6 protein-coding genes are annotated in these 5,482 nt (G+C 69.1%); all 6 read left to right on the forward strand.

The annotated features are described in order from the left end of the window. The first annotated feature begins 468 nt into the window (after window positions 1-468). Genes ACRDSQ_RS21135 through ACRDSQ_RS21160 form a run of 6 tightly spaced genes read left to right on the forward strand, consistent with a single transcriptional unit; the run spans window position 469 to window position 5,314 of the window. Window positions 469-1,356, forward strand: coding sequence for a diiron oxygenase (locus ACRDSQ_RS21135; RefSeq protein ID WP_431423456.1), 888 nt, complete (start codon window positions 469-471; stop codon window positions 1,354-1,356). Beyond that, window positions 1,353-2,351: a MaoC/PaaZ C-terminal domain-containing protein gene (locus ACRDSQ_RS21140; protein WP_431423457.1), complete on the forward strand. Its 999-nt coding sequence runs from the start codon at window positions 1,353-1,355 to the stop codon at window positions 2,349-2,351. Before ACRDSQ_RS21135 ends, ACRDSQ_RS21140 begins: the two co-directional genes overlap by 4 nt. Beyond that, entirely contained in the window at window positions 2,348-3,379 is a 1,032-nt protein-coding gene (locus ACRDSQ_RS21145; RefSeq protein WP_431423458.1) for a pyridoxal-phosphate dependent enzyme, read from the forward strand. The genes ACRDSQ_RS21140 and ACRDSQ_RS21145 overlap by 4 nt, the downstream gene beginning before the upstream one ends. 1 nt (window position 3,380) lies before the next feature. Further along, complete coding sequence (gene epsC / locus ACRDSQ_RS21150; RefSeq protein WP_431423460.1) at window positions 3,381-3,962, forward strand: serine O-acetyltransferase EpsC; 582 nt, start codon at window positions 3,381-3,383, stop codon at window positions 3,960-3,962. Window positions 3,963-3,995: 33 nt separating this feature from the next. After that, on the forward strand, window positions 3,996-4,940 hold the full coding sequence (locus ACRDSQ_RS21155) for a DMT family transporter (RefSeq protein WP_431423461.1): 945 nt from the start codon (window positions 3,996-3,998) through the stop codon (window positions 4,938-4,940). Continuing rightward, window positions 4,937-5,314, forward strand: coding sequence for a carboxymuconolactone decarboxylase family protein (locus ACRDSQ_RS21160; RefSeq protein ID WP_431423463.1), 378 nt, complete (start codon window positions 4,937-4,939; stop codon window positions 5,312-5,314). The genes ACRDSQ_RS21155 and ACRDSQ_RS21160 overlap by 4 nt, the downstream gene beginning before the upstream one ends. Window positions 5,315-5,482 lie beyond the last annotated feature (168 nt).

The following is a 5,482-nucleotide window of genomic DNA, read 5'->3' on the forward strand; positions in this document are numbered from 1 at the left end:
AACCCATTGGGTGAACTGGCGACGCCGACACCAAGCACGCTCACGCTGGTTCCACAAACGCACCAGACTCGCCCGCAACATCGAGAACACCCAGGTCAGCTAGCGAATGGCTGCTGCCGTACTAGGGCACCGGCCACGGTCGCGCCTTATCACGTCGAATCGGCCCGGGCAAGAGCCAACCTGTCGCGAACGACCGGGAATTGGTTCTCCGATAGCGCCGAAACAACGCCGTTAGGGTATTCAGAGTAACCATCGGCAAATGCCGCCGATTCGCCCCCACAGGGTTCGCTCCCACATCTTGAGAGATGTGTTTGACCGTGCCGATTGGACGTTCCTATGCTGGATCGCAAGGGGGCTGGGGAATGACGCGGGTGGCTGAGCACTGTGGGGCGCCCTCGCGTCGCGGCACCCTGTGCCGATAAATGTGGATCAGCGGCCGACCGGGCCGCTCGACAGCGGGGACAATCAATGATCACTGTTGACGATCGCGGAACAGAGCGTCTGACGCAGATTCTGGAACGACTGGGCACGATGTCCGTCGAGGATTACTACAATCCCTATCGGATGTTCGACTGGCCGGAATCCCTGCCCGAGGACGAACTATGGATGAGCCGGGACCTGCTCACCGTGCACGGCACGGCGCAGGGCGAGGAGCTCACCGAAGAGCAGCTCATCACGCTGTCCAGGTGGGAGAGCGTGAACTTCTACAGCCTCAACGTCCACGGCATCCGCGAACTGCTGATGGAGGTCGTCAATCGGGTCCACATGCCCGGCTTCGAGATTCCATCGGAATTCTTCCACCATTTCATCGGTGAGGAGAACGAGCACATGTGGTTCTTCGCGGAATTCTGCAAGCGCTATGGGCGGAAGATCTACCCGTTTCCGCGGTTGAAGACCAAAGTGGTCGCCGACGCGGATCTGGAGAACTTCCTCGTGTTCTCCCGGATTCTCATGTTCGAAGAGATCGTCGATTACTACAACATGCGGATGGCGGCCGACGAGACGCTGCACGAGACCATCCGTCAGGTGAACCGTATTCATCACCAGGATGAATCCCGGCACATCGCGTTCGGCCGCGAGCTGGTGACCCTGCTGTTCAACCGCGTGCGCGACCGACTCGACGCCGGGGAAATCGCCCAGCTCAGCGGATATCTACGCGAGTACCGCGATTTCTGCGTGCACTCGATGTACAGCCTGCAGGCCTATGAGGACGCGGGCATCGCCGACCCGGTCGCGTTCCGCTCCGCGCTGATCACCAGCCCCGAGCGCCGCAAGCTCGACGACCGGGCGTGCCGCAAGCCCGTCGCGTTCTTCACCAAGCTCGGGGTCTTCGCCGCGGTCGGGGACGCCGCGTGAGCGCGGCATCGCCCGCCGGTGTCGTGCCCGCGCTGACCGACCGCGGCCTGGCGTGGCTGAGCCACCACCAGGTCGAGATCCTGACCCAGCTCGACGAGATGGTGCTGGACTGGGCGGTGGCCGCGGGCGCGCGAAAAGCGATGCTCCCCGCGCTGCTGCCGGTCGCCGACCTGGCTGCCCTCGACGTCTACCGCAACTTCCCCCACCTGGCGATGGTGGCGACGACGTTGCGCGTGCACGGCGAACCCGGCGAGCCCGGAGAGACGACAGTGCGCGACACCGCGGACTCCGTGCCCGCCGAAGCGTTGGGGGACGCGGAGCTCGCGCTGCCGTCGACGGTCTGTTACGGGGTGTACGTCGGGCACAAGAACACCCGGCTCGACGGCGACAAGCTGGTGACGGCGCTGGGCACCTGCTTCCGAAACGAGACCCGGTACGAGGGGCTCCGCAGGCTCGCGGCGTTCCGCATGCGGGAGGTTGTCGCACTGGGGACGCCCGAGCACGTCCGGGCGCACCTGCTGCGGTTCAGCGACCTCACCCTGGCCTTCGCGAAGGAGGCCGGGCTGTCCGTGGAGCGCAAGGCGGCATCGGACCCGTTCTTCGACAGCTTCGCCGAGGTGTTCGACCCGCAGCCCTTCCACCTCGACGACACCCTCGCGCGTGGGCACCTGTTCGACGGGCTCGCCGCGAGCGGCTGGCACACCGCGGCCCTGTTCCAGCGGATGTTCGTCGACCACCTGGTCAGCGACGCGGCGATCGAGGGCTCCCCCGGTGTGGACAAGCTGCGCTGGATCCGCCCGGTGCGCCCTGGCGACGTGCTCAGCGCCCGGGTCACGGTCAAGGACGTCGGCCCGTCGCTGAGCGGTCCCCGCTACGGCACGCTGCGCATGCTGTGCGAGGTTCTCGACGCCGACGCCAAAGCCGTGCTGACGATGACGCTGCACGTGATCGTCCGCGCAGGCGAACCGGCCATGGCGGACGGAGGCCCGCTGTGACCGCGTCGGACTCGATCGACCTCGACCTCTCGCTGGGCGACGGCCCACCGCCGCCGCTGGACGAAAGCGTTGCCCTGACCCGATATCCGGTGCTGCGCGAGTTCCGCGCGCGGCTCGGCGGCACCCCGCTGATCGAGGTCCCAGGCCCCGCCAGCGGCGCGCGGGTGCTGGCGAAGTACGAGATGGCCAATCCGCTCGGCTCGGTCAAGGACCGCGTCGCCTTCGCCCTGCTGTGCCAAGCGGTGGCCGACCACGACGAGAGCACGGGGCCACTGCGGCTGGTCGACTTCTCCGGCGGCAACATGGCCCGGGCCCTGGGCAGGCTCGGGAAGCTGACCGGGATCCCGATCCGGTTCGCCGTCCCCAGCACCATTCCGGACAGCTGGCGCGCGGCGCTGCTGGCCGACGGCGTCCGGCTGGACCTGGTCGACGCCGAGCTGTTCATCCTCGGGATCATCCAGCGGGCCACGGAAATCGGCGCGCTCGAGCCGGAGTGGACAGTCCTCGGGCAGCACCGCAACCTGGTGAACCTGGGCGTCCACGAGCACATGACGGGCGCCGAGATCGTCGAGCAGCTCGGCACCACGACGCCCAGCTGCTGGGTCGCGGCGGTAGGCACGGGCGGGACTCTCGCCGGGGTGGCGCGCGCGCTGCGTCTGCGCGTGCCCAACCTGAGGATCGTGGGCGTCACCCCCGCCGAGATGCCATACGGCACATCGGCGGCCCCCAACGGCGAACGCAAGATCGCCGGGTCCGGCGGACTCGGATATGGCCTGCGCCAACCGTTTGTGCGGACGCACGTGCCCGGCGCGGAACACCGCGGCGTGCGGCTTGGGGACGCGCTCGCCGCCATGGCCGAGTTCCGGGAGCTGACCGGGACCCGGATCGGCACCTCGGCGGCCGCGAACTGGATCGTCGCGCGGCAGATCGCGGCGAACCTGTCGCCCGCCGAGACCGTGGTGACGCTGTTCCCGGACGCGGGCACGGCGGAGGACTGGGCTCGCGTCGACAGCGTGGACGCGGACTGAGATGGCGATCCCGATCGGCGTCCGGACCGGCGTGCTCGGCGGGGTGGCGGCCCGCGTCGCCGAGGACGTGCGCACCGTGCTTGCCAAGGATCCCGCCGCGCGGTCGTTCCTGGAGGCGTTGCTGCACCCGACTTTGCCCGCGCTCTGGGCACACCGCTGCGCGCACGCGCTCTACCTTCGGGACTGGCGAATCGGGGCGCGGCTGGTCGCCAACCTGGGTCGGCTCCTGACCGGGGTGGAGATCCATCCCGGCGCGCGGATCGGCAGGCGGATTTTCATCGATCACGGCAACGGCGTCGTCATCGGCGAGACCGCGGTGATCGGCGACGACGTGATGCTCTACCACCAGGTCACTCTCGGCGCGGTCGGCTGGTGGCGGGACAACCAGCGCCCCACGGGCGAGCGCAGGCACCCCCTGGTGGGCAACGGCGTGGTCCTCGGCGCGGGCGCCATGGTGCTGGGCCTGGTCGACATCGGGCCCGGCGCGGTCATCGGCGCGCAGTCGCTCGTGCTCGGCGACGTCGCCCCCGGCCAGCGGATCAGCTCGGCGCACCGGCACAAGGACGTGCGGGAAGCGATGTGACGGTCCCCCGTCACCTGAGGTCAGGAGAGAAGCGTGCGTGATCCGTCGCGGTCGTTCGGCCCGTACACGTTGTTGACGATCACGATGGTGTTCTGGGGCAGCGCGTTCGCCACCTCCCAGATCGCCGTCGGCGAGGTCCCGCACAGCGTCGCGGCGCTGGGCCGCTTCGGGATCGGCGCGGTCTTCCTGGTCGCGGTGATGCTCCTGCGGCGCGGCCCGCGCAAGCGGCTGCCCCGGCGCGCGCAGCTCCGGGCGGCGTTCGCGGGCGCCATCGGCGTGTTCGCGTACAACGCGCTTTTCTTCTGGGGACTCACTTTCGCCCCCTCAGTGGACGGCGCGCTGATCGTGCCGGTGCTCAGCCCGATCCTGACCACCCTGTTCCTGGTGGTGACCCGGCAGGAGACCGCGTCGAAGGCGCGGCTGGCCGGGTTCGGGCTCGCCGCGGTGGGCGCGGCCTTGTTCCTCGTCGCGGTGTCGTCGGAGACGCCCGCCGGATCGCTGCGGCTCGTCGGTGACGGGATCTTCCTGCTGGGCGCGGCGACCTGGGCGACCTACACGCTGGTCAGCAAGAAGGTGATCGCCGGCATCGAGCCGCTGGCGGCGACCACGTACGGGACCGTCGCGGGCAGCCTCCTGCTGGGCGCGATGGCGATCCCGTCCTTCGGCGAGGTGCGGTGGGACGAGCTGTCGAACGGGTTCTGGATCAACATGGCCTACCTCGGCATCCTGCCCACCGCCGTCGCGTATCTGTACTACTACCGCGGTGTAAGGGACGTAGGGCCCGCCAGCGCCGCCACGATGATGTTCCTGGTCCCCGTGTTCGGCTCGCTGTGCGCCTTCATCCTGCTCGACCAGCGGATCACCGCGATCCAGGCGGTCGGCGGCGCGCTCATGCTCCTCGGCGCGCTGCTCGCGGTGACGAACGGCCGCATCGCCCTGGGCAGGACGGCCACGACGCCCGGGCGGGCGGGCCGATGACCGACGACAAGTACGAACGCGGCCTGGCCAAGCTCGCGGAGATCGGGTCGGCGGGCGGCGACCAGCACTTGGCCGACCTGAACCGGATCGCGCCCGATCTGCGTCGGCTCGCGGTCGAGTTCGTCTTCGGCGACCTGTACTCGCGCGACGACCTCACCTTGCGGCAGCGGCAGCTGGTGGTCATCGGCGCGCTGGTGGCGATCGGCGACACCGGCCCGCAACTGGCCGCGCACGTCAACATCGCGCTCAACGCGGGACTCACCGAGCAGGAGATCGCGGGCGCGGTGCTGCAAGTGGCGCCGTACGCGGGGTTTCCGCGGGTGATCAACGCGATGGGCGTCGTCGCGACGACCTTCGACGACCGGGTCTCGTGACCGAGCTCCCCGCGCTCTTGCCGCGGGGTCCGCACGACTGGAGGGGAGGTGATCGCGATGACCGTCGAGCGCATCCGGGAGGAGGGCCTCGTCAAGGAATGGCACGGCAACCAGATCTGAGCCGTGTCTGAGCTTTGGCGATGAGCCGAGTCGACGGCGGTGGGGCCC

It is taken from the genome of Actinokineospora sp., assembly GCF_050699995.1.
GTDB lineage: Bacteria > Actinomycetota > Actinomycetes > Mycobacteriales > Pseudonocardiaceae > Actinokineospora.

Excerpts from the sequence above, each read along its gene's own strand:
- ACRDSQ_RS21135 (WP_431423456.1), top strand. The coding sequence starts at position 469 with ATGATCACTGTTGACGATCGCGGAACAGAGCGTCTGACGCAGATTCTG.
- epsC (WP_431423460.1), top strand. The coding sequence starts at position 3,381 with ATGGCGATCCCGATCGGCGTCCGGACCGGCGTGCTCGGCGGGGTGGCG.
- ACRDSQ_RS21160 (WP_431423463.1), top strand. The coding sequence starts at position 4,937 with ATGACCGACGACAAGTACGAACGCGGCCTGGCCAAGCTCGCGGAGATC.